This window comes from Vibrio sp. MED222, assembly GCF_000153005.1.
Classification (GTDB): domain Bacteria; phylum Pseudomonadota; class Gammaproteobacteria; order Enterobacterales; family Vibrionaceae; genus Vibrio; species Vibrio tasmaniensis_A.
Genome location: NZ_CH902610.1, coordinates 43,267 through 63,270, shown reverse-complemented (window position 1 = coordinate 63,270; position 20,004 = coordinate 43,267). Strand labels below are relative to the sequence as shown.

Sequence of the window (20,004 nt, the reverse complement as noted above, 5' to 3'; positions counted from 1 at the left end):
TTAAAGTCTAACCAAGTGAGTATATTATTCAACCGATAATTGGTTAACATTTTTAAAACAATGCATTCGCCTGAAATATCAGTTGCATATTCATTTACATATAACATATTCACTATGATTATATAAAATCACAGCATATCTATCTTAGGGCTCTCTCTATAGAACAGCGGACTATCCTTCAGAAACAAAAAAGCCACGTATGATACGTGGCCCTTGAATTTTCACTCACCGGATAGAGTCAATGAATAGAACGTTCTAAACAACGCCCTCAGATATAAGACCATGTTTATTGAGTAAGCGGTACATAGTTGCGCGTGAAACTCCAAGCTCCTTAGCGGCCAAAGACACTTGACCACCATAAGATTCCAACACAATGAGTAAAGCATCTCGCTCTGAACGTTCACGTATACTTTTCAGACTGCGGCGTTCATCATTCTGTTTTGGTAAATCCAGTTGATGATCCTCAATGATGACAGCATCAGACATCAACACAACACGCTTAATCTGATTCATCAATTCACGAACGTTGCCAGGCCAATGGTAGCGACTCATCGAGCGGATAGCATCGTCTGAGAAGCTCTTCGCTTGCGCATTAAACTCTTTTGAGTACTCACGCAGAAAATGATTCGCTAGCACTGAAATATCACTCACACGTTCTTTTAAGCTAGGAACATGAATACGCAGAACATTGATGTAATGATAAAGCTCTTCATTGAAGTCGCCCTCGATCAATGCCTTTTCAATATCAGAAGAGTTAGCAGCCAAAATGCGAACATCAACCGACTTAGCTCCCTTCGTGGTTTCAATTTTCCCTTCTTGTAAAAAGCGTAAAAGGTTCAATTGTTGATTACGAGGCATCGCTAGGACATCGTTGAGTAAGAGGGTTCCGCCATCGGCTTCTTCCAACATACAAGGCGCTGCCGTTGCTGGGGCTGAAATACCAAACATCTCAGTCTCTATCCTCATTTCAGATAGAGCACGGCAATTCACAGTTAAAAATGGTTTCTGAGCTCGCGATGAATTTTGATGAATGGAACGTGCAATTGTCTCTTTTCCTGTCCCACTCTCACCGTAAATCAAAATACTGACATCTGTGGGGCCAATTCGCTTGACTTGGTCTCTCAAGCGTTTCACCGCCACAGAATCACCGAGTAGGCCCATATTGTTGTTAATACCGTAGTTTGGCCATACTTTCTGCTCAAGTTTGAGCATACCCAGTTGATGACCAATGGTACTCAATAGCTGAGCATCAGGGATTGGTGCCGTGAAAAAGTCGATACAGAAGTTAACGATAAATTGGCAGATTGTATCTGAGCTCAATTGCGATTCACGGATAAAAGCAAGCCATCGAACTTGCTTGTTGTTGCTCACGAGGTTAGCGATACCATTAAGGCTAAACTCATCATGACTAAGATCCACAATGCCAATGCAGGGGCCAATATCAGTAATTAAGGCATCGGCTTTTCGTAAATCTGCACACTGGGTACATTGCCAACCCACTTGTTCTAACACTGATAACCAGGGTTCGTACGCACCACCAACGACGATAAGAGAACCTGGTAAGGAATCCATCTTAAATTGAGTTCCCATCCTTCTTCCTTATTCTGTTTTTATTTTTTTCAATCAGGCTAACACGAGTTAAACGAATCATACGGGTACAAAGTTGCCGCAAGATCGTATTCAGATCCGATACGTATAGTAATGAGACTATCTTAGATTTTTTGTCTCAATGGTAAGACTATGTCATAAATAATCATTTTTCGAATCAAGAGTGCGGTACGAGCTAGGTTTTGACGCTAAAAACCGAAAAAGCCACCCGAAGGTGGCTTTTAAATTACACGGGCAGTAAACACCCCATAAGCGAAAATTACGCTTGTGGGCGCATTGCCGGGAACAAGATCACGTCACGGATTGTGTGGGTGTTAGTAAATAGCATCGCTAGACGATCGATACCAATACCTTGACCCGCTGTTGGCGGTAGGCCGTGCTCTAGTGCAGTAATGTAGTCCGCATCGTAGTACATAGCTTCGTCATCACCCGCGTCTTTTGCGTTAACTTGTGCTTTGAAACGCTCGTCTTGGTCTTGTGCATCGTTAAGCTCAGAGAAACCGTTCGCTACTTCACGGCCACCGATGAAGAACTCAAAGCGGTCTGTGAAGAATGGGTTGCTGTCGCTACGACGAGCCAGTGGAGAGATGTCCGCTGGGTAACCCGTGATGAACGTTGGTTGAATTAGCTGAGGCTCAGCCGTTTCACCAAAGATCTCTTCAAGAAGCTGACCACATGTCCAAAACTTCTCAACGTAAAGACCCACTTCTTCTGCAATTTTAACCATCAATTCTCTGTTCTGAAGATCGTCTTCAGTCAGAGCTTGAATGTTTGCATTTTCAGGTGTGTAGTGTTTGATTGCATCGAACATGCTCATGCGAGCGTAAGTGCCACCGAACTCAACTGTTTCGTCACCGTAAGGCATAGAAGTAGAACCAAGAACGTCCATCGCCGCTGTGCTTAGCATCTCTTCCGTTAGATCCATTAGATCTTTGTAGTCAGAGTACGCTTGGTAGAATTCCATCATTGTGAATTCTGGGTTGTGACGTGGAGAAAGACCTTCGTTACGGAAGTTACGGTTGATCTCGAATACACGGTCAAAACCACCAACTACTAGACGCTTAAGGTAAAGCTCAGGTGCAACACGTAGGTACATGTCGATGTCTAGTGCGTTGTGATGAGTGATGAATGGACGTGCTGTTGCACCGCCTGGGATCACGTGCATCATTGGCGTTTCAACTTCTAGGTAGCCTTTTGAGCTCATGAAGTTACGGATTGAAGACACAAGCTTAGAACGCACGATGAATGTGTTACGAGAGTCTTCGTTCACGATTAGATCAACGTAACGCTGACGGTAGCGCATCTCTTGGTCAGTTAGACCGTGGAACTTCTCTGGCAGAGGACGAAGTGCTTTGGTTAGCAATTCAAACTCTTCCATGTTCACGTAAAGGTCACCTTTACCAGACTTGTGAAGCGCACCTTTAACACCGATGATGTCACCGATATCTAGGCCTTGGTACTTCTCTTTCAGTACTTTTTGTACGTCTTTCGCTGCGTACGCTTGGATACGACCAGAAGTTTCTTGAATCGCAAGGAATGGACCACGCTTCGCCATAATACGACCTGCGATCGCAACGATGTGGTTAAGCTCTTCTAGCTCTTCCTTAGTCTTCTCACCGAATTCCGCTTGAAGATCGCCAGCTAGGTGCTCACGACGGAAATCATTTGGGTGACCGTTCGCTTTGCAGTTTTGGCGGATATGATCCAGCTTGCTACGGCGCTCAGCGATTAGTTTGTTCTCTTCAGGTGAAGAAGCTTCTTGTGCATTTTCGTTTTGAACAGCATCAGTCATTTGAGATGTACCCTGCTTTTATAATTTGGACAGCTATATTTTTGAAAATATAGGCATTTTTACCAATATTATTGGTAAAGCTTAATAGTTGATAAAGCTTACAGACCTGATTTCAGGCTAGCTTCAATAAACTTGTCTAAGTCACCGTCAAGAACCGCTTGAGTATTACGGTTTTCGATGCCGGTGCGTAAATCTTTGATACGTGAATCATCCAGCACGTAAGAGCGGATCTGACTGCCCCAACCGATGTCTGATTTCGTTTCTTCGCTCGCTTGTTTTTCAGCATTTTGCTTTTGAATCTCAAGTTCAAAAAGCTTAGCACGTAGCTGCTTCATCGCTTGATCTTTGTTCTTATGCTGCGAACGGTCATTCTGACACTGAACCACGGTGTTAGTTGGAACGTGAGTAATACGTACCGCCGATTCCGTGGTGTTTACGTGCTGACCACCAGCGCCAGAGGCACGGTATACGTCAATACGTAGGTCAGAAGGATTAATGTCGATCGTAATGTTGTCATCAATCTCAGGATAGATAAACGCAGAAGCAAATGAAGTATGACGACGACCACTTGAATCAAATGGTGACTTACGAACTAGACGGTGAACACCAGTCTCTGTGCGTAACCAACCGTAAGCGTACTCACCAGAGATACGTACCGTTGCGCCTTTAAGGCCAGCAACATCGCCATCAGACACTTCGATAACTTCAGTCTTGAAGCCTTTCGAATCTGCCCAACGCAAGTACATACGCAACATCATTGAAGTCCAGTCTTGAGCTTCTGTACCGCCCGAACCTGACTGTAAATCGATGTAGCAATCTGATGCGTCGTGATCACCAGAGAACATACGACGGAATTCCAATTTCTCTAACTTAGCTTCAAGCTCAGCTAGTTCTGGCTCAATTTCATCGAACGTTTCTTGATCTTCTTCTTCAACCGCAAGCTCTAATAGGCCATCAACATCCTCAACACCTTGGTCAAGTTGGTCGATCGTTTCTACTACCGCTTCCAATGCTGAACGCTCTTTTCCTAGCGCTTGAGCACGCTCAGGTTCGTTCCATACATCCGGTTGTTCTAATTCTGCGTTTACTTCTTCTAGACGCTCTTTCTTTGCGTCATAGTCAAAGATACCCCCTCAGGATATTTGTGCGCTCAGACACATCCTGCAGACGGTTTTTTATAGGATTGATTTCAAACATTTTAGCTCATCATTTATGAGTAGAATTTAACCGGAGAATTGTACTCAAAAGTGTGACGGAGATACAGAATTTTTTAGAGTGGTACACCAAGATTCAATAACTTAATCGGATATAAAATTGACGGGCAGAAAAAACACGTAAAATTTGTAAGGCAATAAAGGAAAACAAGCCCTGTTTTTGAACAGAGCTTGTTGGATTAGGTACTAAATGATGAACCTCATTCAGTGAACGATAACGCTATTTGGCTTCAACTATTTCGCTTCGATATGATCAATCATCAACTGCAACGATTGATTGCCACGAAACTCGTTAATATCAAGCTTAAACGCAAGATGTACCGTTTTCACTGAGGCATCAGGCCAGCGACGTAGGTCAACATTAAAGGCAATACCATCAATCATCACATTGGTCGGGTGGCCTTTATACAATGGCTCAAGCATTAACTTTAGGTGCTTTTCACCCACTAATTTTTGATGCAGAACTTTAAACTCACCATCAAAGATGGGCTCAGGGAAAGCTTGTCCCCACGGACCACCTGAACGCAATGTTTCAGCGGTATGCATTGAGAACTCTTCAGGTAGCAGCTCACCATCAGACAAGATAATGCCCTTAAGTGCCGTCTCACCGAGTTCTTTACGCACAACGTCATCAAACATCTTGCTGAATCGCTCGAAGTCTTTTTCCATAATGGTTAACCCGGCTGCCATTGCGTGACCACCAAACTTCAAGATCAGGCCAGGGTTTTGAGTGTCGATTCTGTCTAGCGCATCGCGCATGTGCAAACCTGGAATCGAACGACATGAACCCTTAATGCTACCTTCACCACCATCAGCAAATGCGATCACTGGGCGGTGATATTTGTCTTTGATACGCGAAGCTAGAATACCAATTACGCCTTGATGCCAATCACGTTGAAACAGAGCCAAACCAGAAGGCAAATCGTCTTTACCAAATTCAAGGCGCTCACAAAAAGCCATCGCTTCTTGTTTCATGCCCTCTTCGATCTCTTTACGTGTTTGGTTCAAGCCATCTAACTCGCTCGCCATTCGACGCGCGGCATGGATGTTATTACTCATTAGCAGCTCAACACCAAAGGACATGTCATCCAATCGGCCAGCCGCATTGATACGTGGACCAAGCGCAAAACCAAAATCGGAGGCAACTAAACGCTTAGCATCTCGCTTAGCAATTTCAATCAAGGCTTGAATACCCGGACGAGCTTTACCCGCACGAATGCGTTGTAGCCCTTGGTGTACCAAGATTCGGTTGTTTTCATCAAGTGGTACCACATCTGCAACAGTACCCAGAGCCACTAGGTCAATCAGTTCCATCAACTTGGGTTCTGTCATGCCGTGTTGAGCAAACCAGCCCAACTTACGCATATGAACACACAATGCCATCATCAGGTAAAAGGCGACACCCACACCGGCTAGCGATTTTGAAGGAAATGCGCAGCTTTCTAGGTTGGGATTGACCATTGCATCTGCAATCGGTAATTCAGAACCAGGCAAGTGATGATCAGTAACCAGTACATCAAGGCCTTTCTCTTTAGCAAAGCGAACACCGTCAATTGAAGATACACCGTTGTCGACTGTCATGATCACTTCAGCACCAAGTTCGATCGCCTGTTCGACAACCTCAGGGCTCAAGCCATAACCATCTTCAAAACGGTTGGGTACCAGATAATCAACATTAGAGCTACCCAACATTCGCAGAGCAAGCACAGACAACGCGGAGCTTGTCGCGCCATCGGCATCAAAGTCACCAACAATGATGATGCGCTTTTGCTGCTGAATGGCTTTGAACAACAATTCAACTGCAGCATCAATGCCGCCCAGTTTTTGATAAGAGTGCAAACCTTTCGCAGCTGTCTCTAGCTGGTCAGCACTGTCGATTCCGCGACTCACATAAATGCGCTTTAACAAGTCAGGTAAATGAGCAGGTAAGACTGAAATGTCGACCTCAGGACGGCGTTGGATCTCTATCATATAAAAATGGGCCTGATATCAATCAGGCCACTCCTTAAATCAAAAACAGGGGGGAATAATAGGTAATAAAAAATGAAGATTACTGCTCTAAACGCTGAATAAGTTGCGCCGGAGGTAAGTAACCACTCACCAACTCACCACTTGCTAGCACGATAGCCGGAGTGCCATTGATGCCAAGCTCACGACCGAGTTGGTATTGTTTAGCAATGATCTGCTTTTGCTCTGCTAGGTCTTTACCAGACGCTGGCATTTGACGATTGACTTTAGCATCATGCATAGCTGTTTTTGGATCATCAGACGCCCAGATTGCCGCCATTTGATCGGCAACTTGCCCTGTCGCACCTTGGCGTGGGTAAGCCATGTAACGAACGGTGATACCCAGATCGTTGTAGCCTTGCATTTGGCTGTGCAGACGAACACAGTAGCCACACGTAATGTCAGTAAATACTGTCACAACGTACTTTTCGTTATCTGCTTTGTATTCGATAACCGTATCCGACATCGCTGCGACTTTTTCAGCATTCAGTGGAGCTTGACGCTCAGCCAAAACATCACTGAACTTACCGTTTTCATCCAAAGAGTAAAGTGTACCGGCTAGAAAGTGATCGCCCTCTGGAGAAGAAAAGATAATACCGCTGTTGGTTTGAACTTCTAAAAGACCATCGATATCCGAAGGAACAATCTTATCGACCTTAATACCGATTTTTTCAAAACGCTTAGTTAACGCAGCTGTATCAATAGCTTGAGCTGGAGCAGCTTCTACGGCTGTTGATGTTGTTTCTACTTTCGCTTCTGATGCATTACATGCAGTAATCATGAGAGGAAGCGCTAGTAGAGGAAGACGGCGTAATACGCTCATTAGGTTCACCTTAAAAATAAATGGATTTAAGCACGTGGGTGATGCTGAGCGTGAATTTGCTTCAGCCTTTCAGTCGCCACGTGAGTATAAATTTGGGTGGTCGATAAGTCACTATGTCCAAGCAACATCTGTACGACCCTGAGATCGGCACCATAGTTCAGTAAATGAGTGGCAAAAGCATGTCTCAATACGTGTGGTGACAATAGATCCGTATCGATACCAGCAATAACCGAATAATGCTTAATACGGTACCAGAACGTTTGACGAGTCATTTGCTTCGCGCGTTTACTCGGAAAAACCACATCCGAGCTGTTATCACCGAGTAATTGTGGACGACCTTGTTCAATAAAAGTCTCTATCCAATCGACGGCGTTTTCGCCCATTGGCACCAAGCGTTCTTTACCGCCCTTACCAATAACACGCACCACGCCCTGTCTTAGGCTGATGTTTTCCATCGTCAAACTGACGAGTTCCGTAACACGCAAACCAGTTGCATAGAGTAACTCAAGCATCGCCTTATCGCGAAGCTCAATAGGGTCGTTTGGATCTGGCGCTTCAAGCAGCGAATCCACTTGTTCTTCACTCAAATCTTTTGGCAAGCGCTTCGGCAGTTTGGGACTGATCAACAATGCACTAGGGTCGTCGGCTCTTACTTTCTCGCGGTGTAGATATTGAAACAAGCGACGAATAGCCGACAACATACGAGCGCGAGAAGTCTGCTTAAAGTCAGCATCGGCTAACCAACCTTGATAATCCTGTAGTCCTGAAAGACTAATAAAATCGAGGCGGTAATTGTTCTTTTCCATCCACGTTAGAAGCTTAGACAGGTCGGTACGGTACGAGACAAGCGTATTCTCCGATAATCCTCGCTCCATCCACATAGCATCTAAAAACTGTTCTACTAGACCGTGGTCTGCGCTCTGCCCTTGAGGCGACTGCATAGTGTTACTCACAATATTGGAAACTGTTTTGAGAGTATGCCAGAGCAAATATGAATGCCATAAAAATTACGACTTGAGCGGATAATCGCTGCAATCGAAGTCGATTTATGGTTAGAATTCGCCATCTGAAATTAAAATTGAACGTTTGCTATGAAAATTGGATTATTTTACGGCTCAACCACCTGCTACACAGAAATGGCAGCAGAGAAAATTCGCGGCATTATTGGTGAAGACCTAGTTGATATCCATAACGTGAAAGAAACCCCTCTTTCATTGATGGCGGACTACGATCTTTTACTGCTCGGTATCTCAACTTGGGACTTCGGTGAAATCCAAGAAGATTGGAATGAACTGTGGGAAGACATTGCAACCACGCCAATGAAAGGCAAGGTTGTAGCGCTGTTTGGTTTAGGTGACCAAGAAGGCTACGGCGAGTGGTTCTTAGATGCGATGGGTCTATTACATGATGAGCTGAAAATCGCTGGCGCTGAGTTTGTCGGTTTCTGGCCAAACGATGACAGCTACGAGTTCGAAGCGTCTAAAGCTCTCACTGAAGACCAATCTCAATTCGTTGGTTTGGCGCTTGATGAAGATTCACAATACGAACTGAGCGACGACCGTATCGCTAGCTGGGTTGAACAAGTACTGGTTGAGTACAGCGAAAAGCTATAACCAAACAGAAGTACACTCAGCTAAGTAACTCAGTAGCGAAGTAGCGAAGTAGCGAAGTAGCAGAATATTAAAAGATCACAGAATACAAAAAGGCCTCATTACTGCGAAGTAATGAGGCCTTTTCTATTTCATGTCGAAGGACAATGTCATCTCAACGGAAGATTAAACAGTCTCTTCAGCCATCTCTTGCTCTGTTGATTTACCAACGAAGAACATACAGATGATTGCGGCAGTTGTTGGAAGCAACCAACCCATACCGATTTCGAACAACGGCAGCATGTTCATTGCAGATACATCTATACCTGCAACTTTAGCACCATCGATAAGAGCAAACAGTAGAGACACTAATACCACTACGCGGTAAGCCGCTTTTGGATTAGGAAAGCGGCTGCGCAAGAATGTCAGTGCGACCAATGCGATTGCTACTGGATAAAGTGCAAACAGAACTGGAACAGACAGAGAAATTAACTGAGAAAGGCCAACGTTCGCTACGGTTGCACAAGCTACACCGTTGATGATTACCCAGGTCTTGTAAGACAGAGGTGTTAGCGAGCTGAAGTAATCAGAACATGCTGATACAAGGCCAATCGCCGTCGTTAGACAAGCCAATAGTACGATCACAGAAAGCACGAGTTGACCTGAAGGGCCAAACAAAGATTGGACGTATAGGCTTAAGATAGCGCCGCCATTATCTGCACCTGCTGCAACTGTTGCGCTTGTTGCGCCCAGGAAGAACAGAGAGATGTAAACAAATGCTAGACCCGCAGCGGCAATACAGCCCGCACTGATTAGGTACTTAGTTGTTGCTGCGCGGTCAGTCACGCCTTTACTGCGAATTGCGTCAACAATCAGCATGCCAAACATCAAAGCAGCAAAAGTATCCATGGTGTTGTAGCCTTCAAGGAAACCTTTGGTCAGTGGCTGAGTGATGTACTCACCGTGAGCCGCAAGGACATCACCTTGTGGGTTAATGAACACAGCAACTGCCAGTACAACCAAACCAACGAATAGTGCAGGCGTAAGTACCTTGCCAATAACGTCAATAAGCTTACCTTGTGACCATGAGAAGAACATCGCTACCACAAAAAATGCAATCGAAAAGAGAGTTAGATGAACTTGAGTCGCATCAATGAAGAACGGCTTCACCGCCATCTCATATGCAACAAGGCCAGTACGCGGTGCAGCAAATGCAGGACCGATAATGATAAAGATCAGCACAGCCATGATGGTTGCAGCTTTCTTAGGAAGATCTTTAGTTAAGTGACCCCAAGAGCCACCAGCCACTGCAACCGCGACGATAGTGATTAACGGCAGACCAACGGCAGTCAGCAGAAAACCAGACATCGCTGGAAGAAAGTGATCACCAGCTAATTGGCCAGCTAGAGGTGGGAAGATGATGTTACCCGCACCTAAGAAAAACGCAAAAAGCATAAAGCCCAATGCCATTATATCTGTTAGTTTTAGACTCTGTTTCACAGATAATCCTTAATTATATTTATGAGTTTATGTTGTGCTTACATGAATGTTACAGCGAGAAGCTGCCAATCAATCTTTAAAATAGTCGCGCATAATGACGAAACACTCGGCTAGCTGCAAGTCACCATAAAAAAACACCATATAAATTTGCATATATAAACAAAAAGTAGTGAATTAAACTAAATATATGCAGATTAACATAATTATCAACCGATCATTGTTAGCAACAATAGATAAGCAATTAGAATATTAATTTACACAAATAGTTAACATTAGAGCTAATCACTTAAAATATCTCGATAATCAGAATATTCATGAAAGACAAAACGACAAATACTAAAAGCTTCAATTTTAAGAGGTTCTCTATTTACGGAGGACAGAGCGGCATGCCTGTTAGCACCGATGGAGTACTGCTCGGATCATGGATTAACCTTGCCCCTGAATCATTAGTACTCGATATAGGGACAGGAACAGGTCTGTTGGCCTTGATGGCTGCGCAGCGTTTTGAGGATGCTTCAATCTCTGCGATCGATATTGATCAGCACGCCATTGATGCTGCCACAGTCAATATTGAGCAGTCGCCTTGGCAAGATCGTATCTCCCTTCATCACGACAGCGTGTTAACCACGGATTTCTCGCAACAATTTGATGCCATAATTTGTAATCCGCCCTACTTCAACTCTGGTGAACAGGCACAGCAAAGTCAAAGAGCCACCGCTAGACACACCGACAGCTTGGATCACCTTCAACTTGCCCAGTGTTGTTTCGAGATAACAACTGATGCCGCCACCGCCAGTTTTATACTGCCGACGCCCGAAGGAGAAGGCTTCATCAAACTTGCCGAGCAATGTGGTTGGTACCTAGCAAAGCGCCTTGATGTGAAAACAACCGACAAAAAACCGCCAAGCAGAATCCTGTTTGAACTATCTAAAGATCCTGTTAGCGAGCAAGATTTGCAGCGTGAATCGCTTACGATCCATCACGATGGCGGTTATAGCGAGGCATTTATTGCCCTTACTAAAGATTTTTATCTCAAGATGTAGCAAATACCATGTGATCCTAATCACTAATGCTTCTATAATGTCCGACTACTCTTTTTTATCGTCTGCTTTTTGAGGCAGAAACATTTATTGCTTGTGGAGAAACAACAGTGATCAGAACCTTTGCAGAACTCGATCTAAACCAAGAGCTGCTTAAAGCAATTGACGAAATGGGCTACGAACGCCCAACACAGATACAAGCTGAAGCAATCCCACAAGCGTTAGATGGAAGAGACGTTTTGGCTTCTGCGCCAACAGGTACTGGTAAAACAGCATCATTTGTATTGCCAGCACTGCAATACCTACTGGATTTCCCACGTAAGAAATCTGGCCCTGCACGTATGCTTATCCTGACGCCAACGCGTGAGCTAGCAATGCAGATCACCGAACAAGCACGTGAACTTGCTAAATACACCAGCCTAAATATCTTTACGATCACGGGCGGTGTGATGTACCAAGAGCACGCAGATATCTTAAGCACGACTCAAGATATCGTAGTCGCAACACCTGGTCGTCTGATGGAATACATTGAAGGCGAGCGTTTTGACTGCCGTGCGATTGAATGGCTGGTTCTCGATGAAGCTGACCGTATGCTAGACATGGGCTTTGGTCCTGTTGTTGACCGTCTGTCTGCAGAGTGTCGCTGGCGTAAACAAACTTTACTTTTCTCAGCAACGCTAGAAGGTAAAGGTATTGAAGGTTTCACTGAAGACCTTCTGAAAAACCCAGCAGAGATCGATGCAAAATCGTCATTGCGTGAACGTAAGAAGATCACTCAATGGTATCACCGTGCCGATTCAGCTAAGCACAAGCTTGATATCCTAAAACATATCATCACAGAGCAAGCTGAACGCAGCATCATCTTCTTGAAGACTCGTGACCGCCTAGGTGACCTACGAGCTCAATTAGAAAGTGCACAGATCCCGTGTGTATGGATCCAAGGTGAAATGCCTCAAGATCGTCGTAACAACGCGATTTCTCGTTTCCGCGATGGTTCTATCAACGTACTGCTGGCAACTGACGTCGCAGCTCGTGGTATCGACCTTCCAGATGTAAGCCACGTTATTAACTACGACATGCCGCGTACAGCAGATGTATACCTACACCGCATCGGCCGTACGGCTCGTGCAGGTAAGAAAGGTAACGCGGTTTCTATCATTGAAGCGCACGATCAACTAATGATTGAACGTGTGGCTCGTTACACTGAAGATGCGATCAAAGAGCGCTTCATCGAAGGCATGCGCCCAACGCATAAGAAAGCCGCGGTAACAAAGAAGAAAAAACCGAAGAAAGAAGACAAGAAAGCGGTGGCTAAGCAAAAAATTGCTAAGAAAAAGAAAATCGCTAAGAAAAAGAAAGCCGTTAAGAACAAGTAATCGAACCGCCTTTCAATGATTCAATAAAAAGCCCCATGCAGTTATCTGCATGGGGCTTTTCTTTGTCTGGCTTATTATTGTCTGGCCTGTTATCAGGCTAAATAACTCGTCTCTAATTTTAATTACAGGCTAAAGCCGAAGTAACTCGTTAACCAAGAGTGACTAATTAACCAAGAGCTATTAGTTTTGCTCTTCACGCTTGAAGACTAACTCTTTCACGTTCGACTCTTCTTCAACGAAGTAGTAACCCGCCGTATCAAACTTGGTCAGTGCTTCCACTGAATCGATTTTGTTCTCAATGATGTAGCGAGCCATCATGCCACGCGCTTTCTTGGCGTAAAAACTGATCACCTTGTACTGGCCATTCTTGCAGTCTTTAAAAACTGGCGTGATGATTTGACCATCAAGGCTCTTCGGCTTCACCGCTTTAAAGTATTCGTTCGATGCTAGGTTAATCAACACATTGTCGCCTTGAGCATTCAGCGCTTCATTCAGCTTATCTGTGATGATGTTACCCCAGAACTGGTACAAGTTAGTACCACGAGCATTGGCCAAACGTGTACCCATCTCTAGGCGGTATGGCTGCATCAGATCTAACGGCTTAAGCAAGCCATATAACCCAGAAAGCATGCGCAGGTGATTCTGTGCGTAGTCAAAATCATCGTCCGACAATGTTTCAGCATCTAAGCCTGTGTAGACGTCACCTTTGAACGCCAAAATAGCTTGGCGAGCATTCTCTTGGGTAAAGGTCTCACTCCATTGCTCAAAGCGCGCTACGTTCAGCCCAGCAATCTTATCGCTTACCTTCATCAATGCTGATACATCAGCAGGTGTCAGCTTACGACACACTTCAATAAGCTCTGCAGAGTGCTCAACAAACTCTGGCTGGCTGAAGCGCTCAGTCGCTAATGGTGATTCGTAATCTAATGTCTTGGCTGGAGAAACGACAACTAACATAACTTTACCCTAATCGGTTATCTAACTGGATGCAGCTAGAGTATAGAAAAAACATCAACTTGTCTTTATGACTCTTCCTATTACTTTGATAGACAGATCTAGCTGTAAGTCGCTTACAAAGAAGAATCGATAATAAAGAAAATATCGCAGGCAAAGAAAAAGGCTAAGGTCGAAACCTTAGCCTTTCTAATGATTTTAGGATGAGTGATGAATCACTCCAACAAGATTACTTCTTCTTGTTGTTAACCCAAATACCATCTTCCAATTGAGCCTTAAGCTCTGGGAAATCATCCGCATCGAACGTGGGTACTTTACCCGCGTCTAATTGACGGTTGTAGTCTTTCGCTAGCTTAATCACGATACCCGACAGCAAGATGATCGCTACCAAGTTCACAATCGCCATTAGGCCCATCGATACGTCAGCTAATGCCCATACCGTTGGCAGTGTCGCGAGAGAACCGAACATAACCATACCCAGTACAACGATACGGAACAGCACTAGGCCCTTCTTGTTGTTGTGCTCTAAGAAGATAAGGTTTGTTTCTGCGTACGAGTAGTTTGCAATGATTGAAGTGAAAGCGAAGAAGAAAATCGCTACCGCTACAAAGATACCACCCCATTCGCCGACTTGTGCTGTTAGTGCACGTTGCGTGAGTTCGATACCCGTTACTTCACCGTGTGGTACATATTCACCAGACATCAAGATGATTGCTACTGTTGCAGAACAGATAACAATTGTGTCCATGAACACACCTAGCATTTGCACATAACCTTGTGATGCTGGGTGTGGTGGGTAAGGCGTAGCAGAAGCTGCTGCGTTTGGCGCAGAACCCATACCCGCTTCGTTCGAGAACAAACCACGTTTGATGCCGTTAATCATCGCTTGTGCGATTGCGTAACCTAGGCCACCCGCTGCTGCTTCTTGCAGACCGAATGCACTCTTGAAGATAAGAGCCAGAACTTCAGGCACTTTCTCAATGTTCATTAGCATTACGTAGATAGCGATAGCTAAGTAAGCCAGTGCCATAATTGGAACAATGATTTCTGCAGTGCGAGCAATCTTACGGATACCACCGAAGATAACGAATGCAGAGATAATTACGATACCAACACCAACGTAGCTGCGCTCAAAGTCGAATGCCGTGTTCATTGCGCTTGCAATCGCGTTCGCTTGAACCGCGTTGAATACAAGACCGAATGCAATGATTAGGAAGATAGAGAATAGAACCCCCATCCAACGCATACCTAGGCCTTTCTCCATGTAGTATGCAGGGCCACCGCGGTAGTTACCGTCGTTATCACGCGTTTTGTATAGCTGTGCCAGTGTGCTTTCTGCAAACGATGTTGCCATACCTAGCATGGCAATTAGCCACATCCAGAAGATAGCGCCAGGGCCACCAGCGGTTAGTGCTACAGCAACACCAGCCATGTTACCCGTACCGACACGTGCTGCTAGACTAGTACAAAGTGCTTGGAAAGAGGAGATACCTGCACTGTCTGCTTTACGGCTGTTTCTAAGAACAGAAAACATGTGGCCGAAATGGCGGAATTGAATGAAACCTAGTCGTACAGTGAAGTAGATACCCACACCAACGAGTAAGTAAACTAAGATAGATCCCCAAAGGAGATCGTTCATCAAATTGATTAAGTCTGTCACGTGAACCTCGTAATTGAGTTTAAGCACCGATCTTGCTTCCTAGCCTTCCTCTAGATCACCTATGCCAGTGTCAATAGTTGTGTCGGCATTAGATTTATATTTATTTGTTGCGATCTAGATTGTAAATGTCGCTTCATGCATCCATTTTACGTATCGGTGTATTTTTTGACGGGCGGATAATGCAGCGAGACGGCCTAAAAATCAATATGAAAATAAACACATATTAAAATGACATTTCACTAATAATACACCTTTTGTTAACACAACTTTCAACAATAGCGCCTAATAAAAGTCACATTGTCAGGACATAATATCAACAAAAACTAAGGCACTATAAAAACAAAAACACCATCCCGTAAAAATGACGTCAGCCTAGGTTTTACAAGGTATAGTGAAGATCTGTGTTTTTTTCTAGGGTAATGAGATCCCTATACTACACGGCACAATGCGCACTTAAATGCACTGTAGTCAAAATGCTATTCCATTTGCACAATGAATTAACATTCAATCCCCCCTAATTTAATCGTTTACTTAAGTTTGTTTGCTTATTTTTTGTACACAAAAATCCCCGAAATGTGTGAGCATGCATAATAAAACAGAACAAAAACTTCATATATTTGAAACGAATGAGAAACAAATCAAGGTTATTGTGAACTTAAATATGATATTTAATGGTTCGTAAGAACGAATCCCACGGAAGGAGATATGCTTATGGATAGCTTTCAATTCGATGAATTATCAGAACTAGAAATGCCTCGTACCACTCAAAAAACACGCTCTAAACCACTCAAACGTAAATGGCGTGAAATTGAGGCAATCAATGATCGTAGACAGCTTGAGAAAGAGCTTAGAGAGATGAACCTAGGTCTCGATTTTAGCCTTGACGATATAAAGCTTTAATCAGCACGATAAGAAATCAGATAGCAAAAAGCACCTGTATAGGTGCCTTTTTTATTTTACGAGGTATTTAATCCGCTCAAAGCGTCATTTGGGAACTAGCCCTCTAAAATAGAGAGCATCTAAAATAGTCACGCTTCAACATGACAACTGGCTAAACGCACTCTTGTTCATTTTGTCGAACACGAGCCGCGAGTTGGCGGTACTCATCAGCAATTGTCTCTCCAAAGACAGGGTCGTCTTCAGGTTGAAGCCATTGAGACTCCACCTCTTGCCAATCTTTAACTGTGAACGACTCAACAATCATTGGTAACACATGCTTCTCTTCATATTCCATGTGTTTTCGTTGAGCTTTAACAAAAGCTTCAAGCTGCTCAATAAATACTTGTTGAGGAACGACCGCATCTTGAAGGATCATATCGACCACACCTAAAAAGTCCGCCGTTTTCTCGGAAAGCAATTGATGCTCCAGTTCCAAGTCTTCAATGACTTGATCACTGCCATATTGCTTTAGGTAGTAACGATAAATAACATCTTCTTTCGGGTGATGCACCTTGTCTGAATGGTTCATCAGATAATGAACCACCTCTGCGATCAGGCTATAGTTTATTTCTCGCTCTTGTTTTAGAAGCTCTAACTTATTGTTGAGTATCGCGAGCAAACGAGCCATATAGCCATGCTCTCGTCTTATCCTTTCAATCATCATAGTATTGCACTCCATTACACCTACTATTTACAAGTGTATATGAAGATAGCAATTTGTGGTTTGACCCTGCTCAGAAAACCATCAATCTACAGTGCCAGTGGTAATGTCCAATCGATAGGCTGTTGATTAATAGAAGAGAGTAGCTCGTTGGTCATCGAAAAATGCTGACAACCGAAGAAACCACGGCGTGCTGATAATGGTGATGGATGAGGTGCAACCAACACATGGTGCTTGTCTGCATCAATCGCTTGGCCTTTCTTCTGGGCGTGTGCGCCCCACAACAAGAAGATGATCGGTTCAGAGCGCTGATTGAGCTCTGCAATAATGGCATCGGTAAAGGTTTCCCAACCACACTTAGCATGTGAGTGTGCTTTTGCCTCTTCTACTGTCAGTACCGTATTCAACATTAACACCCCTTGAGATGCCCAAGTGTCGAGGTAGCCATGACTCGGGATCTCAAAGCCCTCTATATCTTGCGCAAGCTCTTTGTACATATTACGTAGAGAAGGAGGGATTTTTACACCTGGCAGTACAGAAAAAGCTAAGCCATGAGCTTGGTTAGCGCCGTGATAAGGATCTTGCCCTAGGATAACCACGCGTACGGACTCGAAAGGCGTCATATCGAAGGCACTGAACACCAGCTCTTGAGGAGGGTAGACGGTTTTCCCACTATTTCGTTGCTGTTCAACAAACGCGAGGACACTCTGAAAGTACTCTTTGTCACGTTCATCATTAATAATGGATTCCCAAGTCTTTGGTGCGCTCATCGTTTTACTTCCCAATCATCAAGGTTTCTAGCGGCTTTCGCCAGACAAAAAAATAGCTGTATCGGCTAACTGTCCTAAATAAGGCTCTAGTTATACCTCATACAGCTATCAATAAACATGATGTGTAGGGTTCACTTGTTGATGAATCATAATAATCAGTTCAAGTTGTGTTTATCTCGATTAGCCACTTTTCTGCTGTGTACGGTGGTGCCCGTGGTTATGCACGTGACGGTTTGGTGTTGGTAAACGGCGTGCGACAGCAACAGTTGAAGTTTGGGTGATTGAATACATAAAGGCACCTCCTCTAAGACATCGTGAACTACATATTCACTTTAATACTATGAAAGAAAGGTGCCAATTTTTAGGAGTAGAAGGAAATTAATTATTCCCTCTATTATTACGCGTCTTCGCTCGCTAGCGTTGCTGAGCGATGGAACATCCTAAGTTGTTGAATTTCCTCTTTCCAGATAGTCGAATCAATGGTTTCTAAAATGAGAGGGATACCATTAAAGCGAGAATCAGAGGCTATATACTCAAAACAATCCCAGCCTATTTCGCCTTTTCCTAAAGAATGGTGTCGATCTACACGGCTTGCAAACTCAGCTTTTGAATCATTGATGTGCATTGCTCTTAGATAGTGCATACCCACGATGCGGTCGAACTCAGCAAAAGTATGATCACATGCTTCTTTTGTTCGTAGGTCATAACCGGCTGTAAAAGTATGGCAAGTGTCTAAACACACACCAACGCGTGATTTATCTTCTACTTGGTCGATGATCTCTGCTAGTTGCTCAAACTTCCAGCCAAGGTTCGTCCCCTGCCCTGAGGTATTCTCAATCACCGCAATCACATCAGGCACCGCTTGATGAGCCAAATTGATAGACTCGGCGATCTTGGCCAAACATTCGCTTTCTGAGATTTTCTTCAAATGACTCCCAGGATGAAAATTCAAAAGCGTGAGTCCTAGTTGGTTACAACGCTCCATTTCATCAATAAAAGCCGCACGTGATTTCTCTAGCTTCTCTTCTTCTGGTGCTCCTAGGTTAATAAGGTAGGAGTCATGAGGAAGGATGTGCTCAGCGCTAAAACCTAACATTTTACAGTTGGCTTTAAAGGCGCTGATGGTTTTGGCTTCTAGCGGCTTTGCTGCCCACTGTCTTTGGTTTTTGGTGAACAGTGCAAAAGCATTGGCGCCAATCTCTCTTGCGCGCATTGGCGCCTGATCAACACCGCCCGCAGCAGACACATGCGCACCAATAAACTTAATATTAGTTTCAGGTTTTGAAGATGAATTATTGTTTGTCATTAAATCACTTTACACTTTCAGGATGCTTAATAATTAAAGGGTCGTATCACTTACAGGTCAATAAAAACACAACAAATGTAGTAAATTTACAACAAATGCCACTGTTAAATATTTTTTATACTTTAAAATATTTTGTAATTACTTTGTTTTCAAAGGTTTTATTGATTTAACTCAAAGTAATCACCTTGAAAAAAATGAGGTTTTTGGTTGTTTTTTGACTTAAATCAATATTAAACTACCACAAACTAGGTATACATTACTCAGCTCAATAAAATTCGAAAGTTAACACCATAATCAAACCACATAAAGTGGACTAGGAGATAGTTATGATCCAAGGTATTCAAATTACTAAAGCAGCAAACGATGACCTACTAAACTCAATCTGGCTACTAGATAGCGAGAAGAATGAAGCTCGTTGTGTTGTTGCTACTTCAGGTTTCGAAGCTGACCAAGTTATCTCAGCTGCAGACCTAGGCGAGTACGAAAGCCGTGAAGTTGCTATCGAAGCAGCACCACGCATCGAAGGTGGTCAACACCTAAACGTTAACGTTCTTAAGCGTGAAACGCTAGAAGATGCTGTTGCTCACCCAGAGAACTACCCACAGCTAACTATCCGTGTATCGGGTTACGCTGTACGTTTCAACTCTCTAACTACTGAACAGCAACGTGACGTTATCGCACGTACGTTCACTGAGTCTCTATAATTTTTAGAGCTTGAATTAGAATACAAAAACGGCGCTCATTGAGCGCCGTTTTTATTTGTTC

17 protein-coding genes are annotated in these 20,004 nt (G+C 43.9%); 5 read left to right on the top strand and 12 right to left on the bottom strand.

What is annotated here, in order from left to right:
• Positions 1 to 255: 255 nt before the first annotated feature.
• The 6 genes from vpsR to xerD all read right to left on the bottom strand — a co-directional run bounded on the left by vpsR (position 256) and on the right by xerD (position 8,385).
• Complete coding sequence (vpsR, locus tag MED222_RS04185) at positions 256 to 1,590, bottom strand: cyclic-di-GMP-binding transcriptional regulator VpsR (protein WP_009848431.1); 1,335 nt, start codon at positions 1,588 to 1,590, stop codon at positions 256 to 258.
• Positions 1,591 to 1,867: 277 nt separating this feature from the next.
• Complete coding sequence (lysS, locus tag MED222_RS04190; RefSeq protein WP_009848430.1) at positions 1,868 to 3,400, bottom strand: lysine--tRNA ligase; 1,533 nt, start codon at positions 3,398 to 3,400, stop codon at positions 1,868 to 1,870.
• Positions 3,401 to 3,498: 98 nt separating this feature from the next.
• Positions 3,499 to 4,597, bottom strand: a protein-coding gene (prfB, locus tag MED222_RS04195) for a peptide chain release factor 2 (protein WP_100208942.1) whose coding sequence is annotated in 2 segments (ribosomal slippage) — positions 3,499 to 4,521 and positions 4,523 to 4,597 — 1,098 coding nt in all. Because the reading frame shifts where the segments join, the coding sequence is not laid out codon by codon here.
• 251 nt (positions 4,598 to 4,848) lie between these two features.
• Positions 4,849 to 6,585 (bottom strand): single-stranded-DNA-specific exonuclease RecJ, encoded by a 1,737-nt coding sequence (gene recJ / locus MED222_RS04200; RefSeq protein WP_009848428.1) that lies wholly within the window; start codon positions 6,583 to 6,585, stop codon positions 4,849 to 4,851.
• A 79-nt stretch (positions 6,586 to 6,664) separates the two neighbouring features.
• A complete protein-coding gene (locus tag MED222_RS04205) occupies positions 6,665 to 7,444 on the bottom strand; it encodes a thioredoxin fold domain-containing protein (protein ID WP_009848427.1) in 780 nt (259 codons plus the stop codon).
• A 26-nt stretch (positions 7,445 to 7,470) separates the two neighbouring features.
• Positions 7,471 to 8,385, bottom strand: a complete 915-nt coding sequence (xerD, locus tag MED222_RS04210) for a site-specific tyrosine recombinase XerD (RefSeq protein ID WP_009848426.1) — start codon at positions 8,383 to 8,385, stop codon at positions 7,471 to 7,473.
• Positions 8,386 to 8,535: 150 nt separating this feature from the next.
• On the opposite strand from xerD, the gene fldB reads away from it, so the two are divergent.
• Entirely contained in the window at positions 8,536 to 9,057 is a 522-nt protein-coding gene (fldB, locus tag MED222_RS04215) for a flavodoxin FldB (protein ID WP_009848425.1), read from the top strand.
• Positions 9,058 to 9,219: 162 nt separating this feature from the next.
• Here the strand turns inward: fldB and brnQ are convergent, their stop codons facing one another.
• Positions 9,220 to 10,533, bottom strand: a complete 1,314-nt coding sequence (brnQ, locus tag MED222_RS04220; RefSeq protein ID WP_032555323.1) for a branched-chain amino acid transport system II carrier protein — start codon at positions 10,531 to 10,533, stop codon at positions 9,220 to 9,222.
• Between the two features lie 314 nt (positions 10,534 to 10,847).
• Here brnQ and MED222_RS04225 point away from each other — a divergent pair, with 314 nt between their 5' ends.
• Both MED222_RS04225 and srmB read left to right on the top strand, forming a co-directional pair.
• Positions 10,848 to 11,576, top strand: a complete 729-nt coding sequence (locus tag MED222_RS04225) for a tRNA1(Val) (adenine(37)-N6)-methyltransferase (protein WP_009848423.1) — start codon at positions 10,848 to 10,850, stop codon at positions 11,574 to 11,576.
• Positions 11,577 to 11,683: 107 nt separating this feature from the next.
• Positions 11,684 to 12,949, top strand: a complete 1,266-nt coding sequence (gene srmB / locus MED222_RS04230; RefSeq protein WP_009848422.1) for an ATP-dependent RNA helicase SrmB — start codon at positions 11,684 to 11,686, stop codon at positions 12,947 to 12,949.
• A 180-nt stretch (positions 12,950 to 13,129) separates the two neighbouring features.
• On the opposite strand, the gene yaaA is transcribed toward srmB, so the two are convergent.
• Complete coding sequence (gene yaaA, locus MED222_RS04235; protein ID WP_009848421.1) at positions 13,130 to 13,906, bottom strand: peroxide stress protein YaaA; 777 nt, start codon at positions 13,904 to 13,906, stop codon at positions 13,130 to 13,132.
• Between the two features lie 226 nt (positions 13,907 to 14,132).
• On the bottom strand, positions 14,133 to 15,563 hold the full coding sequence (locus MED222_RS04240) for an alanine/glycine:cation symporter family protein (protein ID WP_009848420.1): 1,431 nt from the start codon (positions 15,561 to 15,563) through the stop codon (positions 14,133 to 14,135).
• Between the two features lie 711 nt (positions 15,564 to 16,274).
• Between MED222_RS04240 and MED222_RS04245 the strand changes: the two genes are divergently transcribed.
• Positions 16,275 to 16,463, top strand: a complete 189-nt coding sequence (locus MED222_RS04245) for a DUF3545 family protein (RefSeq protein ID WP_009848419.1) — start codon at positions 16,275 to 16,277, stop codon at positions 16,461 to 16,463.
• Positions 16,464 to 16,614: 151 nt separating this feature from the next.
• Here MED222_RS04245 and MED222_RS04250 read toward each other — a convergent pair whose 3' ends face one another.
• The 3 genes from MED222_RS04250 to nfo all read right to left on the bottom strand — a co-directional run bounded on the left by MED222_RS04250 (position 16,615) and on the right by nfo (position 19,239).
• Positions 16,615 to 17,166 carry a hemerythrin domain-containing protein gene (locus MED222_RS04250; RefSeq protein ID WP_032555322.1) on the bottom strand — a complete coding sequence of 184 codons (552 nt, stop codon included), beginning with the start codon at positions 17,164 to 17,166 and terminating at the stop codon, positions 16,615 to 16,617.
• Between the two features lie 86 nt (positions 17,167 to 17,252).
• Entirely contained in the window at positions 17,253 to 17,933 is a 681-nt protein-coding gene (gene ung / locus MED222_RS04255) for a uracil-DNA glycosylase (protein ID WP_009848417.1), read from the bottom strand.
• A gap of 397 nt (positions 17,934 to 18,330) precedes the next feature.
• The gene (nfo, locus tag MED222_RS04260; protein WP_009848416.1) at positions 18,331 to 19,239 is read right to left on the bottom strand and encodes a deoxyribonuclease IV; all 909 of its coding nucleotides are present in this window, start codon (positions 19,237 to 19,239) and stop codon (positions 18,331 to 18,333) included.
• Between the two features lie 326 nt (positions 19,240 to 19,565).
• Here nfo and grcA point away from each other — a divergent pair, with 326 nt between their 5' ends.
• The gene (gene grcA / locus MED222_RS04265) at positions 19,566 to 19,943 is read left to right on the top strand and encodes an autonomous glycyl radical cofactor GrcA (protein ID WP_009848415.1); all 378 of its coding nucleotides are present in this window, start codon (positions 19,566 to 19,568) and stop codon (positions 19,941 to 19,943) included.
• Positions 19,944 to 20,004: the final 61 nt, after the last annotated feature.